This is a genomic window from Rufibacter psychrotolerans (assembly GCF_016924645.1).
GTDB classification, from domain to species: Bacteria; Bacteroidota; Bacteroidia; order Cytophagales; family Hymenobacteraceae; genus Nibribacter; species Nibribacter psychrotolerans.
In genome coordinates this window covers 256,511-279,323 of record NZ_JAFFJV010000004.1, presented here as the reverse complement: position 1 = coordinate 279,323, position 22,813 = coordinate 256,511, and the positions used below count along the sequence as shown (strand labels likewise).

Here is a 22,813-nt window from a genome sequence, read left to right as displayed (position 1 = left end):
TTCTTGATAGTACTATGTAATGCAAGGTACACTGACAAAAAAAAAGCTTTAGCCAGGGAGGGAGCCAGAAGCCGGAAGAGCCTTGTTGAACTTAGAGCTTTTGTGGGCAGCCGTGAGCGCCACGTAGGCGAACACCCCTCCGGTGAAAGAGGCCAGCAGGAGGAGCACTTGCAAAAGCAGCTGGAGGTAGGTAGTAGTTTCCATAGCAGTAAACGAAGGTGTGATTATCTCTTTCGTTGAGCCAAATGTAGTATAAGGTACTATGTAAAGCAAGGTACTGTTACAAAATATTTCAGAAAATTTTTCAAAAGGCCTTTTCTGCCGTAAAAAGGCAGAATTGGTACAAGCGGGAAGGTAGGAAGCGTCCTTAGTAACGAGTGAAGAAATACCCTTAAAAGTTACATCAGCAGCAAACCGGGTAGGGTGAAAGCGACCGCTGGGCACAGGAAAGACCGTTCCGTTAGCCGGGCAGGTCCAGCGGTTCTGTTTTTCTGGAGGCGTACTGCTGCCCACTTGTTACCTTTGGCTGCGTAAAGCAGTTTCGGGGCCTTTTTCCGGAAATGGGCCCCAAAACGGAAGCGCCTACCGGCCAGGTAAAATCCATTGTACCTTATAACACTACAACGCTTTGGAGATAGAAAAGAAAGGAGTGGGGCTGGTGCCCGTTAAAGAGAAAATCAGCACGTTCAGGAAGCGCTTGGGCCTGGACAATTTCCTGCTTTTCCTGCTGGTCATGATTTTGCTGGCTTACCTCTGGCCGCACCTAGGCGAAGAAAACGGCCCTTTGCCGCTGGAGGAAGTAACCACCTACGGGGTAGCGCTTATTTTCTTTTTTTATGGTCTGCGCCTGAGCCCAGCCAAACTCAAAGCCGGCCTGAGCGACTGGCGCCTGCACCTGGTGGTGCAGCTGAGTACTTTTCTCCTATTCCCATTGTTGGTGTGGGCGGCGCACCTGACAGCGGGCCGGGAGGACAACCAACTGCTGTGGCTGGGGGCTTTCTACGTGGCGGCCCTGCCTTCCACGGTTTCCTCGTCGGTGGTGATGGTGTCCATTGCGGGCGGCAACATTCCTTCGGCCATCTTCAATGCCAGCATCTCCAGCCTGGTAGGGGTGTTTCTTACGCCGCTCTGGATGGGGCTGTTCACCAGCACCAGTTCGGCCGCGGAGATGGACCTGACCAGCGTTATCTTAAAACTGATGTTGCAGGTCATGCTGCCGGTGGCCTTGGGGGTAGCCCTGCACAAGCGATTCGGGGACTTTGCCGAAGCCCAGAAAAGCCGCCTCCGCCTGTTTGACCAAACCATCATCCTGCTCATTGTGTACTCTTCCTTCTGCGATTCTTTTGCCCGGGACATGTTCGCGGGGTTCAGCGCCACCGATTTGCTCCTGCTGGGGGCGGCCATGGTGGGCTTGTTCCTGCTGGTGACGGTACTAATTTACTGGTTGAGCAAAGGGCTGGGCTTCTCGCGGGAAAACCAGATCACGGCTATTTTCTGCGGTTCCAAGAAGTCGCTGGTGCACGGCACGGTCATGTCTAAGGTGCTCTTTCCGGGGGCCAACGCCGTGGGGATTGTGCTGCTGCCCCTCATGCTGTACCACGCCCTGCAGTTGATTGTTGCCAGCATCATCGCGCAGCGCATGGCCCCGCCGCAGACTCCGCCTTCCGTTGTCAAGGCCTAACTCTGTATTTTTAGGCCGGTTTCTAAAAATCAGGGCCAAAATCGGCGATGGGCTGCTGTTGCCTTAATTTGAAACCTGGCGAAAAGTGAAAAAAGGACCGCAGCAGCCCCATTGCAAAAAAGCCTGCTGCGGTCACCTGGGGTTAATCTGTTTCGTCCAGCTCAAAGAGGTCTTCTACCTTCTTACTGAGTACCTGGGCTACCTTTAGCGCCAGCACCGTGGAGGGAATGTACTTGTTGCTTTCCATGGCGTTGATGGTCTGCCGGCTCACCCCAATCTTTTTGGCCAGATCTTCCTGGGTCATTTTGAGGGCCGTCCGTTCCAGGCGCACGTTATTCTTCATAGGCCGGGGCTTTGGTGGCGCGGTACAGCACCAGGTGGAACCTGCCCAGAAACAGCACCAGCAGGGTAAACAGGTGAAACACCAGGGCGTTGTAGAACCCCAACCCGTAAAAGAAGAACACGCAGAAGAGGAGCAGCCCGGCGTTGACGTACAGGGCCCACAGCAAAGACTCCAACCGAAGTTTCCCGATGTATTCGTCTTCTTCCTTTACCTCTGAGCAGGCCACCAGCAGGGTACCCACAATCAGGAAACAGGAGACTACCTCATCGGCAATGTTGTTCTCAATGAACCGCAGCGAACCGCCGTCGCCCAGGACCTTGGGGTTGTAGAGGGCGAACACTTTCACGTCCAGCCAGGGCAATTCCAGCAGGCCCGCGAAGAGGAGCAAACCTAGCACCAATGAGGGCAGGAACAGGACCCATCCTAGTTTCTTAAACCGGTGCGGGAAAAGATACCGTGTTTTCATAATGTAAAGTTTACTTGACAAATGTAAAGTTTGTTTTACAAAAGTCAAGTAAACTTTACATTATTTTTCTGGAGGCATGAACCGGCCTGAAAAACAGAAGCCTGAACTGTCTACCAGCTCAGGCTTCTGTTAAGGTGCGGGGCAGGTGGGGCTTAATGCGCCAGCAACTCAGCGAAAGTTTCCTCGGCTTCCATCAGGCCGGTGGCGGTAAGGCCGGTGAGGCGCACGTGTTTCTCCTCGTTCACCAGCACAGGATCATATTTGGCCACCACGCGCACGTAGTTCTCGGTAAAGCCTTCCATCTGGCCATCGGTGATGTCGGCTTCAAACAAGACTTTGCCCTCGTAGCCAATCTGACTTTCGTAGAATGCGCGTTTCTTTTTCTCCGAGAGGATACGCAGCATATCGGCGCGGCGGTTGCGGTCTTTCTGCGGTACTACGCCCGGCAGGTCAATAGCCAGGGTGTTAGCTCTTTCAGAGTAGGGGAACACGTGCAGGTAGCTGATGTCCAACTCGTTCAGGAAATTGTAGGTCTCCAGGAAATCTTCTTCGGTCTCGCCGGGGAAGCCCACAATCACGTCCACGCCAATGCATGCGTGCGGCATAGCGGCTTTGATCCAGGCCACGCGCTGGGCGTACAGCTCGCGTAAGTACCGGCGACGCATCAGCTTCAGGATCTTGTTGCTGCCCGACTGCAGCGGCACGTGGAAGTGCGGCATAAAACGCTGAGAACCCGCTACAAAATTGATAATCTCCTCACTTAACAGATTAGGTTCAATGGACGAGATGCGGAAGCGACTCACGTTCTCCACTTTGTCCAGTTCCTGGATGAGCTGGTAGAAGTTCTCTTTGCGTACGCCTTCCTGCAACCCGAAATCGCCGGTGTTCACGCCGGTCAGGACAATCTCCTTTACGCCGGATTCCCCGATGCTGCGGGCCTCAGCGACTACTTTCTCAATGGTGTTGCTGCGGCTCTTGCCCCGGGCCTGCGGAATGGTGCAGAAGGTGCAGGAATAATCGCAGCCGTCCTGTACTTTGAGAAAAGTGCGGGTACGGTCGCCAAACGAGTAGGCGTTCACGAAGGTATTGGCCTCCGAAACCGGGCTGGCGTGCACCTGGGGCGCTTCTTTCTTCTCAAAGCCGTCCAGAATGTCTACCAGCTGGAATTTCTCGGCGGCACCCAGCACCGCGTCCACCCCAGGGATTTCTGAGATCTCCTTCGGTTTCAACTGCGCGTAGCAGCCTACAATGGTAATGAACGCGTTGGGCGAGTGTTTCAGGGCTTCTTTCACCACTTTGCGGCATTTCTTGTCCGCATTGTCGGTGACCGAGCAGGTATTGATGACGTAGATATCGGGCGTGTCAGTGAACTCCACTTTCTGGTACCCGCGCTCCTGGAAGATCCGGGAGAGGGTAGAGGTCTCAGAAAAGTTGAGCTTACAGCCTAACGTATAAAATGCTACCTTTTTCATAATCAGGGGGCAAAGGTACGGAGAATAGGGAAATAGTTGATAGTTGTTGGTTGTTAGTTGTCAGTTGGAGAGTGTTTTGGGGCTGTTTTTAAGGAATAAAGCTCAAAACACAGAAGCCGGTGAGTGGCAAGAAGTGGGTTCCGCCTCCCGTCCATCAGTCTGCCTCCTTCTATCAACCACAAAGTCCTCCGTAAGGTGCCCCAACCCATCTTTCCCGCTTACCAGATTTTCCAGTAGGAGCTTGTTTCTGACTTTATTTTAAGAAATCCCCTAACAACCAACAACCAACAACCAACAACCAACAACTGACAACTGACAACTAGCAACTAACCACGCTACTTCTTCAGGAAATCTCCGAAACTGATTTGCATGTAGGCTTTTCCCTGGTCCAGCTGCTTGTCGGGGACGCCGGGCTCCCGCAGGATGGGGCGCTGGGCCACGTTGTCAAACGTCACCGCACCCTGGGGCGTGACCATCCCGAACCCATCGTTGAAGACATAGAAGGCGAACGGCGTGGCCTTGGCATCCAAGAGGTTTTTGCTCCAGGCAAACTGGTGGGTGGGCTGGCCCAGTTGCTGCAGAAGGGTGGGCACAATGTCGGTCTGGGAGCCGATGTTGGTGACCACGGTATCTTGCACGGCCAGGGCCCCGCCGGTGAGCAGCAGCGGTATCCGGAACTTGGAGGGCGCGTCGTTCTGGTCGCGGCCGGGAAAGTGGTGCCCGTGGTCGGCTACCAGCACCACCAGGGTGTTCTGCCACCAGGGCATTTTCTTAGCTTCGGAAATAAACCTGCCCAGGGCCCAGTCGGTGTAGTGGAAGGAGTTCTTGAACCGGGTTTCCTCGTCGGTGCCGGGGAATTTAGGTTGGGTGGGAATGTCGTAGGGCTCATGGCTGCTGAGGGTGTACACGGTGGTGAAGAAAGGCTGCGCGGGGTTGCGGTGCTCGGCCAAGACCTTGTCAAACAGAATATGGTCGTGCACGCCCCACTTAGAGTTGTAGTGCTCCCGCCCGAAGTCAGATTTCTCCACCAACTGGTCGTACTGTCCGTTGAGCAGGTACGATTTTATGTTGGCAAAAGCCAGCTCGCCACCGTAGTAGTAGCTGGTGCGGTAGCCCAGCCGTTTCAGCTCAGCGGCCAGTTGGGGCAGACGCTCGGTCTTCTTCGGCGTTTTAATAATGGAGGTGGTGGTCTGTACCGGGTAGCCGCTGAGCAAGGCCACCATGCCTTTCTCGCTGCGGTCGCCGGCAGCATAGATATTGTTGAACAGGACGCCTTCTTTGGCTAAGGCATTGAAGGTAGGCGTCACCTCCGGCGGACCACCCAACGCCCCGATGAACTTTGCCGTGTAGCTTTCTAGGATGATAAACAGGATGTTAGGCCGCTCTACCTTGAGCAAAGTAGGAACAGCATCGCTCTTGGGTTGGTAAAGTTCCTGCACCAGTGCCTGGGCTTGTTTCTCGTCCAGGTACTGGTAGGGGTTCTCCATGTTGTGGTTCTTCTTGAGCACCGAGTGCATCACGTTCCAGGGCACGTTCACCCCGGCGTGGTTGGCGAACATGTTCTGCGAGAAGTACACGTCGCTCTGGTTGAGGGGAATCTGTTGCCAACCGCCCCGGATGGGAAGCACCAGGAGCGCCAGCAGGAACAAGCTCAGCAGAAGTTCGGACGCCAGGTGTTTTGCGCCTCTTTTGGGCGAAACTTCCCAAAAACGTTTGATCCACCCAAAGCCCAGCACGCCCAGCACCAGCAAGACCAGGTACAGGAGGGCCAAGAGCCAAACCGGGGCCGAGGCCGTGGAGGCCAGCATCTCGGCGGGCGTGTTCAGGTACTGCAGCGGGGTAGAGTCCAGCCGGAAGCCCCAGGCGGAGTATAGTTCCAGGTCTATGACCACCAGCAGCGTGACCAGGGGCAGCAAAACATAGGTAAAGACGGCCACGCCCTTCAGGAAGGCTTTTTTCGCGAAGGCCACCTCGTTCAGGAAAAGCAAAAACGGCAAAACGCTCAGGTACGCCGCAAAGGAAAGGTCCATGCGCAACCCGTACCAGAATACCCTGGCGATCTCGGCCCCGGTCAGCGCCGCGGATTTGGGGTGCTGGTAGAGTAAAAAGGCGGCCCGGCAGATCTCAAAAAAGAGGGTCCAGAAGAAAAAGTAGCTGAGGGTTCTGGTTAGTATTCGTTTCACGCCGCAAATATACCGCCCTGTAGGGCTTGGCGGTAGAAAGCCTATAAAATTTAATGACCCTTAAAAATGAGGGGGTGTTTACAGGAAAGTAGGGTGAAGTTGTTAAAATAGGTCTTTAAATGAGGGTGGTTCCGGGAGAATTGAGGATATTTTCAGAAAAATACCCTAAAAAAAAGAGGGGAGGTGCTTGCAAGTCAGTTTTCTTGCGCTACTTTTGGGACCAGATCAACTAATCTTTTAAAAGTTCATGGCAGTTCTTCGTTTTAAGGCGCTTGAGTTGGTAAACCAACGCCCCCCAGTAGAGGTGAAGCTACCTTCTGACAAAATCTCTGATTATTATGGGTCAAACGTGTTCGGGCTGGAGGCCATGCGGTCTACCTTGTCCGGCGACTATTTCAAGCGCCTGCAGTTTGCCGTAAAGACCGGCAGCAAGGTGGACCGTTCCCTGGCCGAGGCCGTGGCGGCAGCCATGAAAACCTGGGCCCTGAGCCGCGGCGCTACGCACTACACGCACTGGTTTCAGCCCCTAACCGGTGAAACGGCCGAAAAACACGATTCTTTCTTTGACCTGAGCTCAGACGGACGTGCCATTGAGAACTTCAAGGGCAGCGCCCTGGTGCAGCAGGAGCCAGATGCCTCCTCGTTCCCCAGCGGTGGAATCCGGAACACGTTTGAGGCCCGCGGCTATACCGCCTGGGACCCTACCTCGCCGGCCTTTATCATTGAGAACGCGGGTACCAAAACCCTTTGTATCCCTACCATCTTCGTGTCCTACACCGGCGAGGCCCTGGACTACAAAGCCCCTCTGCTCAAAAGCCTTGACCTGGTAGAGAAAGCCGCCGTGGAGGTTTGCCAGTATTTTGACAAAGACGTTACCAAAGTGACCACCACCCTGGGCGTGGAGCAGGAGTACTTTCTGGTAGACCGCGCCCTGTACGATGCCCGCCCTGACCTGGTGATGGCCGGCCGTACCGTGTTCGGGCACGAGCCTGCCAAAGGCCAGCAGCTGGAAGACCACTACTTCGGTGCTATTCCGTCAAGGGTGCACGCCTTCATGGTAGAGTTTGAGGTAGAGGCCCACAAGCTGGGGATTCCGCTGCGCACCCGCCACAACGAGGTGGCGCCTAACCAGTTTGAGTGCGCCCCCACCTTTGAGGAAGCTAACCTGGCCGTAGACCATAACCAGCTGTTAATGGACGTGTTAGAGCGGGCCGCCGAGAAGCATCACTTTAAGGTGCTCCTGCACGAAAAACCTTTTAAAGGCGTAAACGGAAGCGGCAAGCACAACAACTGGGCCCTTAGCACCAACACCGGCGTGAACCTGCTGGCCCCGGGCCGTCGGCCCAAGGAGAACCTGCAGTTCCTGACCTTCTTTATCACCACCATCAAGGCGGTGCACAAGTACGCCGATCTGCTGCGCGCCAGCATCGCCTCGGCCAGCAACGACCATCGCCTGGGCGCCAACGAGGCCCCGCCGGCTATTATGTCGGTGTTCATCGGTAAGAAATTGACCGAGGTGCTGGACGAGCTGGAGCGTACCGCCAAGTTGCCCCTGGACAAAGGTGACAACGTGTACCTGAAACTGGGCATCGACAAGATCCCTGAAATCCTGCTGGACAACACCGACCGTAACCGCACCTCGCCGTTTGCCTTTACCGGTAACAAGTTTGAGTTCCGCGCGGTAGGTTCTTCGGCCAACTGCTCCAATGCCATGATCACGCTCAACACCATTGTGGCGGCGCAACTCCTGGAGTTCAAGAAGAGCGTAGACGAGCAGCTGGAGCAAGGCAAGAAGAAAGAAGTGGCCATCATTGACGTGCTGCGCGAGTACGTGATCTCTTCCAAAGCCATCCGGTTTGAGGGGAACGGGTACTCCAAAGAGTGGGAAGAGGAAGCCGAGCGCCGTGGCCTGAGCAACATCCGCAAGACCCCACAGGCCCTGGACAAACTGGTAGACGAGACCGCCACCGAACTGTTCACCCAGCATAACATCTTCAACTCGCGCGAGTTACATGCCCGCCACGACATTCTGCTGGAAGACTACATCAAGCGCGTGCAGATTGAGGCCCGCGTGATGGGAGACCTGGCCATGAACCACATCATCCCCACGGCGGTGGCTTACCAAACAAGACTGGTGGAGAACATCAAAGGCATGCGCGACATCGGGCTGCAGGATGATGAGTACACCCACACCACCCTGGAAACCATCAAGACCATTTCGCGCCACCTCACCACCATCAAGACCAACGTAGATGCCATGATTGAGAAGCGCAAGGTGGCCAACAAGATTGAAGACACCCGCGAGCGTGCCATCATGTACTCCGATGAGGTGCTGTCGTTCTTTGACACCATCCGCTACAGCGTAGACAAGCTGGAGCTGATTGTGGACGATGAGCAATGGCCCCTGGTGAAATACCGTGAAATGATGTTCCGTCATTAAGGGGATTCATCTCAAAACAAGAAAGCCTCTGCTGGTAGCAGGGGCTTTCTTGTTTTTGGGCCTTTTTCAGGAAAATAGCCCCAAAATGGGGCGCTAGCAGAAAAATACCTGCAAATCGGCCGGGCCAATACCTGATAGTTCTGGAGTTTCCTCTTGAAAAGGAGTATTTGTGGCAGTTTACAGGTGTACCGCCTGTTATCCTAAACCCGTTCCTGGAGATGGAAGCTAGCCGAAAGGAAACTCTCCTAGGCGCGTTTGGTTCTTTGGCGGTTAGGCTTGAGGGTTTGGCCCACGTCCAGCAGTTTCGCTTTTACTTTCTCCACGGTGGGCACGCGCTGCCGCCATTCCTGTTCCCGCCACCAGGCCTGCATCTTGGGGTTTTGCCGGGCCAGGTCGTAGACGCGTTTCAGGACGAAGGGCAGGAGCAGGGTGGCAATGTTGGTGGCCAGGGCGCCTTTGATGCCCAGCCGCAGCATGAGCTTGAGCAAGAGCATGTCCTTCAGCTTGTCGAACAGGAGTTGGGGGGCTTTGTCGGTGATCTGGCCCTTGAGCACCTGCAGCACCTGCTGGGCGTTGCCGCGGTCCAGTTCCCGCTGCAGCCATCCCTCCACCGTTTCCCGGGCTACCTGTACGGCTTCCGGAATCTGGTGAACGGTTAATCCTGCCCGGTGCAACAACTGGGCGCAAAACACGTGGCTTCTCTGCAAAAAAGGAACTGGCATGACAAAAGGGTTTAATAAGGTGGCTACGTACCCTGGGGCAGAAAGGTTTTGGGGCAGCCATAACCCCGCGCCGGCCGGGCCGTATTGCCTTAAAAAGCCGTTGCCCGGCACCCCGCCCATGGACTTTGACATTCCCCAATTCAAGAAACGCCTGGAGCAGGAACGCCTGCTAGGCAGTGAGCCGGCTCACCTCATTCAGCAGGAAATCAGGCTGGCCGAGGAGGTGAAAGAAGGCCTCTCGGAGGAAAATGACCGCGCCTCTGCGTTTGTGTCAGAGGCCATCAACCGCATAGATACCTACATTTTCCAGCTGCACGAGCTGGCCCGGGAGCTGAACCCCTCAGATTTTGCACTGGACCAACGCACGTACCTCAAAGACGAGCAGATCCATGACCGCATTGCCGACCGCATTGACCGCCTGAAGGAGCAGGGCGAGGCCAACGCCCCCACGGAAGACCCGCTGCTCAGGAAGACGGACCCAGAAAAAGAATAAGGCCAGAGGAATACCCTGGCCTGCGGGGCGCGGAAGGCTGGGTTTTAGTCCCGTTTTCCGCAAAACGACCCAGAAACGGGCTTAAGCAAACGCCGAATTGTCTGGGGCAGAGTTGCCGGTGATGCTCTGGCCCACGTTTCTGAACCGGTTTCTGAGGTCCTCGCGGGAAGGGAAGTGGCGGCGCAGGTTCAGGTTTTCCCACCAGGTATTGAACTGGGGATTTTGCTGCAGGTGCTCCACCGACCTTTTCATCACGTAGGGCAGTACAATGGAGGCCGCGCTTCGGGCCAGGTGGTAGTCAAAGTTCAGCCGAACGATGAACTTGGCCACCAGCAGGTCCCGCAGTTCTTCCATCAGCAAGTGGGCGCTGCTCTCCGGAAACTTGTTTTTCACCATTTCAATCACCAGGGGCAGGTTTCCCTGCTCAATTTCCTGGTGCAGCCAGGTTTCGGCGGTCTGGCGGGCAAGTTGAATGGTCTGGGGCAGTTGCGGGGCGGGCACTCCCTCTTTGCGGAGTAAGCTGGCCGCCTGGCGCTGGCTTTGGGATGTGAACAGTAGTGGCATGGCTAGTACATTGTTAACATAATAGGTGTACGCAAGGAGGAGTGCTGTGTTTCTGCATCTGTTTAAACTGCAATTCAGGATTTGGCCCCAGAATTGCTCCAATCTATGCTTACAGGCTATGCCTCTGTAGTTTAGCTTGGGCTGGAAGCGGAAGCCCCGCCCGCAGAAAGCCTCCACCGTTACAGACGCCAGGGAGGGCGCCAGCTGGCTTTTGCTCAAGATAAAGCCGCAAGGCTTCAGGCAGCCCGAAAAATATAGTATTTTTACAAAAATTAGGCTGAACAAACCGGTTTGGCCCACGGTTAACCAACTATGGAGACCCCTTTTCCCATGAATACAACCTCTGGAAAGCTGGAGGGTATTTACTGCCCCAGCCTGACAAACTATACCCGTCGCCTCAGCCGCGAAGTCCGCATTGGCGACATCGCCCTGGGTGGCACCAATCCCATCAGGGTGCAATCCATGACCACTGTAGACACCATGGATACCTTGGGTTCTGTGGAGCAGGTGATTAGAATGGTGGAGGCCGGTTGTGAGTACGTGCGCATTACGGCTCCCAGCGTAAAAGAGGCTGAAAACCTGGGCAACATTAAAAAGGAGCTTCGGGCCCGAGGCTACCACGTACCCCTGATCGCCGATATTCACTTCACGCCCAACGCCGCCGAACTGGCCGCCCGCCTGGTGGAGAAGGTGCGCGTGAACCCCGGCAATTACGCCGATAAAAAGAGATTCCAGACCATAGAATACACCGATGCCACCTACCAGGCCGAGCTGGACCGCATCCGCGAACGGTTCACACCTTTGGTGAACATCTGTAAAGAGTACGGCACGGCCATGCGCATTGGCACCAATCACGGGTCCTTGTCTGACCGCATTTTGAGCCGCTACGGCGACACCCCGCTGGGCATGGTAGAAAGCGCCCTGGAGTTCCTGCGCATCTGTGAAGACCTGAACTACTATGACGTAGTGCTTTCCATGAAAGCCTCTAACACGCAGGTGATGGTGCAGGCCTACCGTTTGCTGGTGCAGAAGCTGGAGGAAGAAGGATTACAGCCGTATCCCTTGCACCTGGGCGTGACCGAAGCCGGCGAAGGCGAGGACGGTCGCGTGAAATCGGCCGTTGGGATTGGTACGCTGCTGGAAGACGGACTGGGCGATACGGTGCGGGTTTCCCTCACCGAGGCGCCTGAACTGGAAGCACCGGTGGCCAAAATGCTGATTGATCGGTATGCCACCCGGGCCGGACATACGCCTATCAAGCCTATCTGCCACCTGCCGTACAACCCGTTCCAGTACCACCGCCGCGAAACCCGCGAGGTGCTGAACCTGGGCGGGCACAACGTACCCAGGGTAGTGGCCGATCTGAGCCGCCTGGAGCAGATCACGTATGAAGACCTCCGCCCGGTAGGGCACATTTATTCGCCTTCGCTGGATAAATTCCACATGACCGATCAGGGCGCTGACTACGTGTACACCGGCAGCACCCCAATCCCGTTCATGTTGCCCAACGGCTTGAAGGAAATAGTAGATTATACCGATTGGCTGGAAGCGGAGAAACGGGAGGAGCGTTATCCTCTGTACACCACCGTGCAGTTTGAAACCGCCGATACCTGGCACCCGCAGCTTAACTTTGTGCAGGTGTCATTGGGGCAGTTAACCAATGATTTCATAGAAACACTGCATAACCGGCCGGACGTGGTTCTGATTCTGGAAACGGAGAACGAGCACGCCATGCCGGAGCAACGCAAAGCCTTTATCCGGCTCATGAACCAGGAACAACCGGTGCCGGTTATCATCAAGCGCTCGTACGAAGACCTCACCGATGAGCAGCTCTACGCCGCCACCGACGTGGGAGGACTGCTCATTGACGGATTCGGCGATGGCGTTTTGCTCAGCACCCAGGACCTGAGTTACCGCACCAAAGAGGAGTGGGGCTACACCCTGGAAGGTCTGAACAAACTGGCCTTCGGGATTCTGCAGGCCGCCCGCACGCGCATGAGCAAAACCGAGTACATCAGTTGCCCAAGCTGCGGCCGTACGTTATTTGACCTGCAGGAAACCACCGCCATGATCCGCAAGCGCACCGACCATCTGAAAGGCGTGAAGATTGGCATCATGGGTTGTATTGTGAACGGACCCGGCGAAATGGCCGATGCCGATTATGGCTACGTGGGCGTAGGAAAGGGTAAAATCGCGCTGTACCGCGGGCAACAGGTGATCAAAAAATCGGTGCCCGAAGAGCGTGCCGTAGATGAATTGATTGAGCTGATCAGGGAAGACGGAAACTGGATTGAGCCGGTTGGAGTGGGAGAATAAGCCTAAATTATTCTGATAAACGTAAATCTTTCTCCCTCTAACTCTGTTACATAGATAAGCAGACGAAACTAACCGCTGATAAATCCAAACATGAAAGGTCTTTTTGATTTCTCCGAAGTGGCAACGTACTTCTTCCGTAAGAAGGACCCTAACCGCAAAACTAATTTCAACTTGCGCACCATGCACACCATCAACAAAATCTCTATGCTGATGTTCCTGTGCGGCCTGGTGTACCTGATCATTAAACTGATGCTTCGCTAAGAGGCACTGTCCATAGTTATACTTAAAGCCTGTCCGTTTGGGCAGGCTTTTCTTTTTCTATACCTTGGCAGCCATGAACATAGAAGAATTCAGAGACTACTGCCTGTCCAAACCCCACGTGGAGGAAACCACGCCTTTTGGCGAAGATAATCTGGTCTACAAGGTGGCCGGAAAGATGTTCGCCATGTGCAGCTTAAACAACTATGCTGAGGGCGTGAACCTGAAATGTGACCCTGAGCGGGCGGTGGAGCTTCGGGAGCAATACCCGGCCATCCAACCAGGCTACCACATGAACAAAAAGCACTGGAACACTATTTATCCAGAGGCATTCCTGCCCATGGGGTTATTGCCTGAACTCATTGACCATTCCTATGACTTGGTGGTAGCGGGATTGCCGAAGAAGCAAAGGGTAGAACTGGGTTTCAGTTGAAGAGTCAGGGTTAGCTTACCCGGGATACTTTCTTCCGACTTTTACCTACTACCCCAAGTAGCACCAGGCCAATTCCCAGGGTGGCAATACCGGCCGTAAGGCCTGCTTCATAGTTGAAATTCCATTCCACCCTCCATTTTTCTTTCGTCTCCAGGTTCTGGTAAACTGCCTCGGAAATTTCTTCCCCGGTAGTGATATGAAAATATCTGTTCTGATTGAAGAAGTAGCCAGTGCCCACCGCTATCAGCAAAGCAAGCCCTAACAGGATATCATAGCGTTTGTTCATAGAGGGAATATACGTAAAACAACTTTAAATTGTGCAAAGCCCCTAAAAGCAGCAGCCCGGCTCTAGAGGAACCGGGCTGCTGCTTTTAGGGGCTTTTTAGGCTGTTTTCTGCAAAACAGGCCTGAAACGCTATACTACTACGTTCACAATTTTACCTGGCACCACAATCACCTTTTTCACCGGTTTGCCTTCCAGCAATTTCTGAACGGCTTCAGACGCCAGTACTTCTTTCTCCACGTCTTCTTTAGAGGCTTTCAGGTCAAAGGTGAGTTTGGTCTTCACCTTACCATTTACCGAGATAGGGTAGTCAAACGTGCTCTCGGTTAGAAATTCCTCTTTCCATTCTGGGTAAGCGGCGTACGTGATGCTCTCACTGTGACCTAATCTGCTCCACAGTTCCTCGGTGATGTGCGGTGCGAAAGAGGCTAGTACCACGGTCAAAGGCTCCAGAATGGCACGCTTCTTCGTTTTCAGGGCCGTAAGTTCGTTCACGCAGATCATGAACTGGCTCACGCTGGTCCCGAAGGAGAAGCGCTCAATGTCTTCCTCCACTTTCTTGATGGTCTTGTGCAACGACTTCAGCTCGGCCGGGGTGGGTTGCTCGTCCGTCACCGCGAAGTTGCCTTGCTCATCAAAGAATAGTTTCCAGAAACGGCGCAGGAACTTGTACACGCCGTCCATGCCGTTGGTATTCCAGGGCTTGAACTGCTCCAAAGGACCCAGGAACATTTCGTACATGCGCAGGGTATCGGCGCCGTATTCCTCTACCAGCACATCGGGGTTCACCACGTTGTGCTTGGATTTGGACATCTTCTCAATCTCTACGCCCACCACGTATTTGCCGTCTTCCAGAATGAACTCGGCATCCGCAAAGTCTGGTCTCCAGGCTTTGAATTTCTCCAGATCCAGTATGTCGTTCTCTACAATATTTACATCTACGTGGAGAATACTAAATGGAATCTCACCTCCAATTTTGATTCCGTTCTCTAATAAATAGTTGTCCCCGAGATGATCAGTAATTATTTTTTCTACTTCAGAAGGCTTGTAAAGACCTTTTCTGATGTCGTTCCAAATATTAAATGAAACAAAAATGTTTGATCCCACTAATCGGTACACAAAGTTAGAACGTCCTTGGATCATGCCCTGGTTGATTAGCTTCTTGAACGGCTCGTCCTGGTTTACCAGACCCAGGTCAAAGAGGAACTTGTTCCAGAAGCGGGAGTAGAGGAGGTGACCGGTGGCGTGCTCAGAGCCCCCGATGTACAGGTCCACGTTCTGCCAGTAGTCAATGGCTTCTTTGCTGGCGAATTCCTGGTCGTTCTGAGGGTCCATGTAGCGGTACCAATACCAGCTGGAGCCGGCCCAACCAGGCATGGTGCTTAGTTCATACTCATACTCGCCGCGATATTTCCAATCCTGAGCGCGGCCCAAAGGCGGTTCTCCGGTTTCAGTAGGCAGGTAGGCATCCACCTCCGGCAGTACCAACGGGAGTTCGCTTTCTTCCAATAGGGCAGGGATTCCGTCTTTGTAATACACCGGCACCGGCTCGCCCCAATAGCGCTGACGACCGAACACGGCATCACGCATGCGGTAGTTGATGCGGGCTTTCCCAACTCCTAGTTCCTCGGCCCGTTGAATACCGGCTTTGATGGCCTCTTTCACGTCCAGGCCGTTCAGGAAATCAGAGTTGATGATTTTCCCTTCTTTGGCGGCAAAGGCTTCCTTGCTCAGATCACCACCGGCTACCACTTCCGGAATAGGCAGGTTGAACTTCTTCGCGAAGGCGTAATCGCGGGTATCATGTCCCGGAACGGCCATTACCGCACCGGTACCATACCCGGCCAGCACGTAGTCGGCAATCCAGACCGGTATTTTCTCCCCGGAGATTGGGTTTACGGCGTAAGCCCCGGTGAACACCCCGGTAACGGTTTTCACGTCAGACATGCGGTCGCGCTCAGAGCGGTTCTTGGCCCAGGACACGTATTCGTCTACTTCGGCGCGTTGCTCTGCAGAGGTGATTTCCTCCACGTACTCGTGCTCAGGTGCCAGTACCACAAAGCTTACCCCATAGATGGTGTCAATGCGGGTGGTGAATACGGTGATGTGTTTGTGCTCGTGGCCGTCCAGCGGGAAGTGCAGTTCAGCACCCACCGATTTCGCGATCCAGTTGCGCTGCATTTCCTTCACTGGTTCAGGCCAGTCAATGGTATCCAGGCCCTGCAACAGACGCTCGGCATACGCCGTGATGCGCATCATCCATTGCTTCATGAGTTTGCGCTCCACCGGGTAACCTCCCCGTTCAGAAACGCCGCCAATTACCTCGTCATTCGCCAGAACGGTTCCTAATTGCGGGCACCAGTTCACCACAGCTTCAGATAAGAAGGTCAGGCGATATTTCAGCAACAAATCCTGCTGTTCTTTTTCAGAAAGTCTTGCCCAGGCATCGGCGGTAAAATGTGGGGTGTCCTCATCGCAGGCGGCGTTCACGTGCGTGTTGCCGCGCATTTTGAACTCGGCCACCAGCGTTTCAATAGGCTCGGCTTTGTCAGTTTCGTAGTTGTACCAGCTGTTGAACAACTGCATGAAAATCCACTGGGTCCACTTGTAGTAGCTGGGGTCTGAGGTGCGTACCTCGCGGTCCCAGTCAAAAGAGAAGCCCAGGTTATTCAGCTGCTCAATGTAGCGCTCAATGTTCTGCTTGGTGGTCACGGCCGGGTGCTGCCCCGTCTGAATGGCGTACTGCTCAGCGGGCAAGCCAAACGAGTCGAAGCCCATTGGGTGCAGCACGTTGAAGCCTTTGAGGCGCTTGTACCGGCTCACGATGTCAGAGGCGATGTAGCCCAGCGGGTGCCCTACGTGCAGACCGGCCCCGGATGGATACGGGAACATGTCCAGCGAGTAAAACTTGGGTTTGCTTAGGTTGATATCGGTCTTGAACGTCTTGTTCTCACTCCAGAAGCGCTGCCACTTCTGCTCAATGGATCGGTAATCGTACTCTGACATCAGTTTTTATAGTTATATGCTGTATGAGCAGGGTTTAGGTACACTGTTTTCTTTGCCACAGGGGCTATCTGCAAAAGTAAGGATTTTCTCTTTAGCCCACTTCATGCGTTTAAGCGCAGTTCTTTTGAAATTAGCTCTAAAGAGGACAGGGGAGAGGAAGTTGGCGGAGACACTCGTAGGAGCTGCGCGCAGTACGAGGTCAATTGGTAGTCCTGAGTCTTGAATGCTGAATCTTGAGTGGGTAAAAGAGGGCTGGAACGTGGTTGAACCCACCCCCTGCCCCTCCGAGGAGGGGAGTTTTCGGCTACTGTAAGATGAAAGCGAATTCTAAATAACCTCTATCCCTTATAATTCCTATTGCATATGATCTCTATTCCTTAGATTCAGATTTTGGAGGTCTTGGCTGTAGAGCAATAGAGTTGTTATTTCCCACTTAGTAAAACATCCTTTCCCGTTTTACTCCTGTATTTGGCCAAACAAGCCCAAACCGGAATAGCTCAATTCCCCTCCTGGGAGGGGTAGGGGTGGGTTCAACGGTATTCCAGCCCTTTTTTCCCCCACTCAGCACTCAGCACTCAAGACTCAGCACTCCCAATTGACCTCGTAGTGTCCGCAGTTCCTACGAGTGTCTCCTCATTGGCACTACACCAACACCTGCAATGGATCTACGCCATTCCAGGTGCCTGCACTTTGCAGTGGGGTGAACCGGGCAAACAGTTCCTCAGAGTACCAGCCACGCGCACGCGTATTTTTGATGACCTCGCGGTGGGCAGCCATGCGGTAGGCGTATTCTTTCATGCTGGCTTCGTCTTTCCAGAGGCTGAAGGTGGCTTGCCTGATAAAAGGAGCTTCACCTAACCCGATGGAGGCCAACAACCCTTGGGCATGATCTAAACTGGCACTGGCCTGGGGCACGTGGCGCCAGAAATCAATGGCTTTGGTGAGCCGGATAGAGGCGCGGGTTAAGACGGCAATAGGGGCATTGGCGGGGGCCGGTATGGTTTGGGTGGTAAACGGATTCTGGCCGCTCCAGAGTCCGTGGGCCTGCAAAGGCCGCAAGGCCAGGGTGTACTGTTCAACCGTGTGCTTTCGGTATTCTTCTAACAGCGGGTGCGCTTGGAAAAAGTCTTCGGCGGCGGCGGGGGAGGACCAGGTGGCCATGAGGCCGTAGCGGTACCAGTTTGGTTTCAGGCTGAAGCCCCGGCCTTGTCCGCTGCCTAGCAGCTTAAAGAAATTCAGACCCTTTACTTTCTGCAGCGGCCGTACCGAGGTGCCCATCTGAGCCAATCCCCAGCGCCAATGCCCAGGTTTAATGCCGAATAAGGTGAGGGTGGTATGCGCGGGAGCAGTAGTAGCGTTCAGTGCCAAGGTCTGGAAACGATAAAGGATTTTAAGCCTGTTTTCTTAAAAGTAGCCTAAAAGCAGGTCTTGTACAAGCCGCAAAAAGGCATGAAAAAAGGGAGCCGAAACTCCCTTTCTGAATAACTATAAATTGATCTTTTTGTTTTCGCCGGGCCGGGCGGGTTCGCCGGTAATGGCGGCTTTCACCATGCCGTATAAGTGAACTACGGCGCTGCTGGGTGAATCCCAGTACTCGGCCTGGTCAATGGTTACCTTCAGCAACCCGATATTCGGATCATCCTTGCCTTCGGGGAACCAGGCTTTCATGGCCGGGTTCCAGAGTTCGTCTATTTTCTGTTGGTCACGCAGCACCTGCGCCCGGCCCGATACCGACACGTACAGCTGGTCGCCCGGTTTAGAATAGCTCAGGTTCACGTGGCTGTCGTTCTTGATCTCGTGGGTCTTGGCCGAATGGTGGGCGTTGAAGAACCAGATCACACCATTATCATCTACCTGCATGTGGCGCATGGGCCGGGAGCGGATGGTTCCGTCGGGCTCCACGGTGCTCAGCATGGCCGTGTCAATGTCTTTGATTTTTTCAATGAGGGCTTTCAGATCGCCCTGTTGGTTATTTTGTGCGTTTTCCATAGTTACGTTTGGGACTTGTACTTATAGGAAGAATACGCACAACCGGGGCCAGGGTTCCTGTCCCTAAAACTGGTCCGGCAAAGCGCCAGAATCCGTACCTTTGGGCGTAAACATACTGCCTTGAACTACCTGGCCCATTTATTTCTTTCCGGCGATGATGAAGACCTGCGCCTGGGCAACTTCATCGCCGACAGCGTGCGGGGCGCGCAGATCCTGCAGTTCCCGCTGCAGGTGCAGCAAGGCATCAAACTGCACCGCCTCATTGACGCCTTCACCGACCAGCACCCGGTGGTAGCCGAAACCAAACAGCGCCTGCGCCCTAAATTCAGGAAATACGCCGGGGTAGTGGCCGACGTATTTTATGACCATTTCCTGGCTTCGCACTTCCCTACCTACAGTCCGCAGCCCCTGGCCGAGTTTGCCCACACCGCCTACACCCAGGTACAAGCCCGCCCTGAGCTATTACCCGAGAAAGTCCGGCACTTCCTGCCCCACATGATCCGGCATAACTGGCTGGTTTCCTACGCCCAGGTGGAAGGCATCACCCGCGCCCTGCAAGGCCTCAGCTCCCGCGCCACCTTCGCCTCCGGCATGGAAACGGCAGGAGAGGAGCTGCTGGAAAACTACACCTTCTACCAACAGGAATTTCACCGCTTCTTCCCCCAACTGCAAGCCTACGCCGCACAACAAATCCTTTTAATTAGGAATTAGGCTGTTCCTGGCCGTTAAATCTATGGCGCGAGTCTCTGACTCGTGACTTGAGATGGCGGGTAGTCTCTGACTACCCTCGCTGTGCAGCAGCGACAATGATGCTGGTGCAACCGTATTTCTGCGCATGGTTCCTATTTCTGGTCATGGTTCCCGGCGAGTCTGGAGCGTTCGCATCATCCCAAGTCACGAGACTGGAGTCTCGCGCCAGAAATGCCTTTGGGAGAATGGTTTGATGCCTTTCTTAAAGAAATCGGCTCAAAAACGGAGTCATTAATTTGTTGGAATGGCCATCCAGGAATTCTTTGCTCTAAAAAAGCTCTACCGAAGAGTAAACAAACTAAAGCCCACCCCACCACCGCCCCCTCGCTCGCCTCAGGCGAGTGTGAGCTATTGGGCGGCGTCCCGCAGCTAGGTGCACTCCACATTATATCCCCACATCGGCCAGAGGCCGATCAATCACGCACACTCGCCAGAGGCGAGCGAGGGGAAGGTGTTGCAGACGGCCAACTGTAATTATAAAAGTTAAGCAGAACGGAAAGCAGCTCCATTTTCACCCTGTTTTCTGCTAAAACGGCTCAAAACAAAAAGGCCAATCCCACAGATTGGCCTTCTAAAATTTCCCTTCATAAGGGTATACTTAAAGAGAATCAAGCACCGGGTACATTCCCAATTTCTAATTCTCAGTTTCTACTTCTTAATTAGATTAATGGTGGTGTCCGCCGGGGCCGTGAACGTGGCCGTGCGCGATTTCTTCCTTGGTGGCTTCGCGCACGTCAATCACTTTGCCTTCAAAGTGCATGTCCATGCCGGCCAGGGGGTGGTTGAAGTCCATTAACACGTGGTCGGCCTCTACGCTCACAATGCGGCCCTGCATGTGGTTGCCCTCGTTGTCTGACATGGGGATGTAGTTGCCCACCTGCACCATTTCCTCGTCTATCTTTCCGTCAATCTCAAATACGTTCTTGGGTACCGGCACAATGGCTGACTCATCTAAATCGCCGTAGCCTTCCTCAGAGGAAACGGTGAATTTGAACGTATCACCCGCCGATTTGCCTTCCAGTTCCTGCTCGAATTTCTCGGGCAGGCCGCTCACACCATACAAAAAGACCATTGGGTTTTCTTCGTCGGCGGTCTCCACCAGAGTGTCTTCGCCTTCTTCGTCTGTTACGCGCAGCTCGTAGGTGAGCGATACCACTTTGTTCTCTTCTATTTTCATCTGGTGTTGGGTTTTTTAGGGTTGTATTTGTAAAGATATATATTCGCGGGAAATAACCTGCCTTCTCTGTTAGATACTGTTTTGGTTCAATGCCTGGTAAGCGGGTAACGGCCAACTAGCGAAAGAGGCAACAAAGGAGGCCTGGTAAAGCCGCCTTCATTGCCTCTAACGCAAATTAATCTTTAAAGGATTTACTCGGTCTCAGTGCCCATGAGCTCCCAGGCGCTGCGGTACGCACCCAGGTTTTCGGCGTACTGCAAAAACTCCTGGTAGAACGGATGCTGCCCCAGGGTGGCGCTGTCGCCCACAATCACCATTTTCTTCTTGGCGCGGGTCATGGCCACGTTCATGCGCCGAATGTCGGCCAGGAACCCAATCTCGCCCTCCGGGTTGCTGCGCACCAGGCTGATGTACATGATGTCACGCTCCTGCCCCTGAAACGAGTCTACCGTACCCACCGACAGTTGCTTGCGCGCGTGCAGGTCGGCCAGCTTGGGCTGGTGCTCCACCTGGTCGTTGAGGTAATTGATCTGCGCCCGGTAAGGCGAGATGACCCCAATGCGGAGCGGTTGCTCTGGTTCCTGGTCCTTGCCCGCGGGCTCATACGGCATGAGCAGGTTCACCAGGTGCTTGATCAGGATGTCGGCTTCCTCGGGGTTGGCGGTGCTGCTGCCTTCTCCCATGGTCTGCTCGTTAAAGCCGCAGCCAGCGGTGTCAATGAACTCCACAATGAGGCCGGGCTCAAACACGGGGTGCACGTCGGGCAGGGTAGCGGTGCGCACGCTTTCGTGGGCCTGCAGCTCGCCACGGTAGAACTGGCCGTTGGAGAAGCCCATGATGTGCTCGTGCATGCGGTACTGGGTGGTGAGCATCACGGCCGTTTCGGGCTGGCGCTCCACGCACTTCTCAAACAAGGTACGGGCCAGGCCGCCGCGCTCCGCCGCCATGGATTTCACCGTGGGCGGCAGCTGGTGGTGGTCGCCGGCCAGTACCACGCGGTTGGCGCGGGTAATGGGAATCCAGCAGGCGGGTTCCAGGGCCTGGGCCGCTTCGTCAATGAACACGGTGTCGTACTGCAGGTGCCGGATGGTGCGGTTGGCCGAGCCCACCAGGGTACAGGTGATCACCTGCACGCGGTCCAGCAGGTCCTCGGTGATATAGTCTTCTATGTCATTGGCCTGGTCCAGGATGCGCTTGCTTTCCTCTTTGAGGAACTTGCGCTGCTGGCGTTCTTCGTGCCCGAAGTTGCGCTTGTACTGGCCGGCCATGGCCTTGTATTCCTGGGCAGACTTGCGGAGCTTCTTGAGCTGTTTGTAGTCGCGGTGGTGCATGATCTGGGCGTCAAGGGTATGCTCCAGCAGCACCTCAGACACCCTGGACGGATTGCCGATGCGGATGACGTTCACGCCCTGCAGCGCCAGTTTTTCGGTGAGCAGATCCACGGCCGTGTTGCTGGGCGCGGTGACCAGCAGCTTCTGTTCGCCGGCCTCCAGGGTCTGCAGGATGGCCTGCACCAGGGTGGTGGTTTTGCCGGTGCCCGGCGGCCCATGGATGATGGCCACGTCCTTGGCCTGCACAATGTTACGCACGGCCTCGTTTTGTGAATCGTTGAGCGAGGCGATGGGGGTGAATGGCCGCTCACGGCGGAACACGGCCGGCTGGGTCCCCAGTAAAATGTCGCGGAGCTGGGCCAGGCGGCTTTTCTCGGCCTCCATCACCTTCATGAGGGCAATTTCCATCTCGCGGTAGCTGACCTCGTCAAAAGTGAGTTCCACGCCCAGGCGGGCGCCGCCCTCCAGCCAGTCGGGGAGGTCTTCCTTGGAAGTGGCCAGGCGCAGCTTGTTGCGCTTTACCTCCAGCACCACGCCGCTGAGCGCGCCGCCTTCGCCGTTGGTGAACAGCGCCGCCGAGGAGCCGGCCTGGAACATGTGGAGTTGGTCGCGGCCCGAGGTACGCTCCAGCTCCACCACCATCTTGTTCCCGAAACCCACTTCCTGTTTGATCACCTGCACCGGGTACCAGCAAATGCCCAGGCGCTTGCGCTCGGTGATGCTGGTCTGGGCGTTCTTAAGTTGGTATTGCTTGCGGTCTTCGTCCTGCTCCAGCTTGAGCAGGGCCCGCACGTCTAGTAGTTCGTTTAAAATCTTATCCATTCTAATTGGGTATCGCGTAGCGCGTATCAGGTATCACGGGTTTACGTGTAGCCAGTAACCTGGTCCTGGTACGTGCTACCTGAT

Annotated in this window: 20 protein-coding genes; 7 read left to right on the top strand and 13 right to left on the bottom strand. The window is 54.7% G+C overall.

The genetic code is table 11. From position 1 onward, the window contains the following. Positions 1-48: 48 nt before the first annotated feature. On the bottom strand, positions 49-204 hold the full coding sequence (locus JT718_RS05685; RefSeq protein ID WP_205500904.1) for a hypothetical protein: 156 nt from the start codon (positions 202-204) through the stop codon (positions 49-51). 430 nt (positions 205-634) lie between these two features. Between JT718_RS05685 and JT718_RS05680 the strand changes: the two genes are divergently transcribed. After that, positions 635-1,681, top strand: a complete 1,047-nt coding sequence (locus JT718_RS05680) for a bile acid:sodium symporter family protein (RefSeq protein WP_317195485.1) — start codon at positions 635-637, stop codon at positions 1,679-1,681. A gap of 142 nt (positions 1,682-1,823) precedes the next feature. Here JT718_RS05680 and JT718_RS05675 read toward each other — a convergent pair whose 3' ends face one another. The 4 genes from JT718_RS05675 to JT718_RS20705 form a co-directional block, all read right to left on the bottom strand. Further along, positions 1,824-2,024 (bottom strand): helix-turn-helix transcriptional regulator, encoded by a 201-nt coding sequence (locus tag JT718_RS05675; protein ID WP_205500903.1) that lies wholly within the window; start codon positions 2,022-2,024, stop codon positions 1,824-1,826. Then, positions 2,014-2,490 carry a hypothetical protein gene (locus JT718_RS05670; protein WP_240336940.1) on the bottom strand — a complete coding sequence of 159 codons (477 nt, stop codon included), beginning with the start codon at positions 2,488-2,490 and terminating at the stop codon, positions 2,014-2,016. Before JT718_RS05670 ends, JT718_RS05675 begins: the two co-directional genes overlap by 11 nt. A 152-nt stretch (positions 2,491-2,642) precedes the next feature. Beyond that, positions 2,643-3,962: a tRNA (N(6)-L-threonylcarbamoyladenosine(37)-C(2))-methylthiotransferase MtaB gene (mtaB, locus tag JT718_RS05665; RefSeq protein WP_205500902.1), complete on the bottom strand. Its 1,320-nt coding sequence runs from the start codon at positions 3,960-3,962 to the stop codon at positions 2,643-2,645. Positions 3,963-4,297: 335 nt separating this feature from the next. Continuing rightward, positions 4,298-6,145 (bottom strand): LTA synthase family protein, encoded by a 1,848-nt coding sequence (locus JT718_RS20705; protein ID WP_205500901.1) that lies wholly within the window; start codon positions 6,143-6,145, stop codon positions 4,298-4,300. A gap of 247 nt (positions 6,146-6,392) precedes the next feature. Here JT718_RS20705 and JT718_RS05655 point away from each other — a divergent pair, with 247 nt between their 5' ends. After that, entirely contained in the window at positions 6,393-8,585 is a 2,193-nt protein-coding gene (locus JT718_RS05655) for a glutamine synthetase III family protein (RefSeq protein WP_205500900.1), read from the top strand. A gap of 245 nt (positions 8,586-8,830) precedes the next feature. Here JT718_RS05655 and JT718_RS05650 read toward each other — a convergent pair whose 3' ends face one another. Then, positions 8,831-9,307 (bottom strand): hypothetical protein, encoded by a 477-nt coding sequence (locus tag JT718_RS05650; protein WP_205500899.1) that lies wholly within the window; start codon positions 9,305-9,307, stop codon positions 8,831-8,833. On the opposite strand from JT718_RS05650, the gene JT718_RS05645 reads away from it, so the two are divergent. Continuing rightward, positions 9,306-9,800, top strand: coding sequence for a hypothetical protein (locus tag JT718_RS05645; RefSeq protein ID WP_205500898.1), 495 nt, complete (start codon positions 9,306-9,308; stop codon positions 9,798-9,800). The two genes, JT718_RS05650 and JT718_RS05645, sit on opposite strands and share 2 nt — an antisense overlap. Positions 9,801-9,881: 81 nt before the next feature. Here the strand turns inward: JT718_RS05645 and JT718_RS05640 are convergent, their stop codons facing one another. Then, positions 9,882-10,364 carry a hypothetical protein gene (locus tag JT718_RS05640; RefSeq protein ID WP_205500897.1) on the bottom strand — a complete coding sequence of 161 codons (483 nt, stop codon included), beginning with the start codon at positions 10,362-10,364 and terminating at the stop codon, positions 9,882-9,884. A gap of 330 nt (positions 10,365-10,694) precedes the next feature. On the opposite strand from JT718_RS05640, the gene ispG reads away from it, so the two are divergent. From ispG to JT718_RS05625, 3 genes are all read left to right on the top strand, one after another. Next, a complete protein-coding gene (ispG, locus tag JT718_RS05635; RefSeq protein ID WP_205500896.1) occupies positions 10,695-12,680 on the top strand; it encodes a (E)-4-hydroxy-3-methylbut-2-enyl-diphosphate synthase in 1,986 nt (661 codons plus the stop codon). Positions 12,681-12,770: 90 nt separating this feature from the next. Next, the gene (locus tag JT718_RS05630; protein WP_205500895.1) at positions 12,771-12,941 is read left to right on the top strand and encodes a DUF6728 family protein; all 171 of its coding nucleotides are present in this window, start codon (positions 12,771-12,773) and stop codon (positions 12,939-12,941) included. A gap of 73 nt (positions 12,942-13,014) precedes the next feature. Beyond that, positions 13,015-13,371, top strand: a complete 357-nt coding sequence (locus tag JT718_RS05625; RefSeq protein WP_205500894.1) for an MmcQ/YjbR family DNA-binding protein — start codon at positions 13,015-13,017, stop codon at positions 13,369-13,371. 10 nt (positions 13,372-13,381) lie between these two features. Here JT718_RS05625 and JT718_RS05620 read toward each other — a convergent pair whose 3' ends face one another. The 4 genes from JT718_RS05620 to JT718_RS05605 all read right to left on the bottom strand — a co-directional run bounded on the left by JT718_RS05620 (position 13,382) and on the right by JT718_RS05605 (position 18,649). Continuing rightward, positions 13,382-13,657 carry a hypothetical protein gene (locus JT718_RS05620; RefSeq protein WP_205500893.1) on the bottom strand — a complete coding sequence of 92 codons (276 nt, stop codon included), beginning with the start codon at positions 13,655-13,657 and terminating at the stop codon, positions 13,382-13,384. Positions 13,658-13,786: 129 nt separating this feature from the next. Then, positions 13,787-16,660 (bottom strand): leucine--tRNA ligase, encoded by a 2,874-nt coding sequence (locus JT718_RS05615; protein ID WP_205500892.1) that lies wholly within the window; start codon positions 16,658-16,660, stop codon positions 13,787-13,789. Between the two features lie 642 nt (positions 16,661-17,302). Then, positions 17,303-18,028: a spheroidene monooxygenase gene (locus JT718_RS05610; protein WP_205500891.1), complete on the bottom strand. Its 726-nt coding sequence runs from the start codon at positions 18,026-18,028 to the stop codon at positions 17,303-17,305. A gap of 117 nt (positions 18,029-18,145) precedes the next feature. Further along, a complete protein-coding gene (locus tag JT718_RS05605) occupies positions 18,146-18,649 on the bottom strand; it encodes a pyridoxamine 5'-phosphate oxidase family protein (RefSeq protein WP_205500890.1) in 504 nt (167 codons plus the stop codon). 120 nt (positions 18,650-18,769) lie between these two features. Between JT718_RS05605 and JT718_RS05600 the strand changes: the two genes are divergently transcribed. Beyond that, positions 18,770-19,360 carry an acyl carrier protein phosphodiesterase gene (locus JT718_RS05600; protein WP_205500889.1) on the top strand — a complete coding sequence of 197 codons (591 nt, stop codon included), beginning with the start codon at positions 18,770-18,772 and terminating at the stop codon, positions 19,358-19,360. Between the two features lie 703 nt (positions 19,361-20,063). On the opposite strand, the gene JT718_RS05595 is transcribed toward JT718_RS05600, so the two are convergent. Both JT718_RS05595 and JT718_RS05590 read right to left on the bottom strand, forming a co-directional pair. Then, positions 20,064-20,576, bottom strand: coding sequence for an FKBP-type peptidyl-prolyl cis-trans isomerase (locus JT718_RS05595; protein WP_205500888.1), 513 nt, complete (start codon positions 20,574-20,576; stop codon positions 20,064-20,066). Between the two features lie 191 nt (positions 20,577-20,767). Continuing rightward, positions 20,768-22,729 (bottom strand): AAA domain-containing protein, encoded by a 1,962-nt coding sequence (locus JT718_RS05590; RefSeq protein WP_205500887.1) that lies wholly within the window; start codon positions 22,727-22,729, stop codon positions 20,768-20,770. Positions 22,730-22,813: the final 84 nt, after the last annotated feature.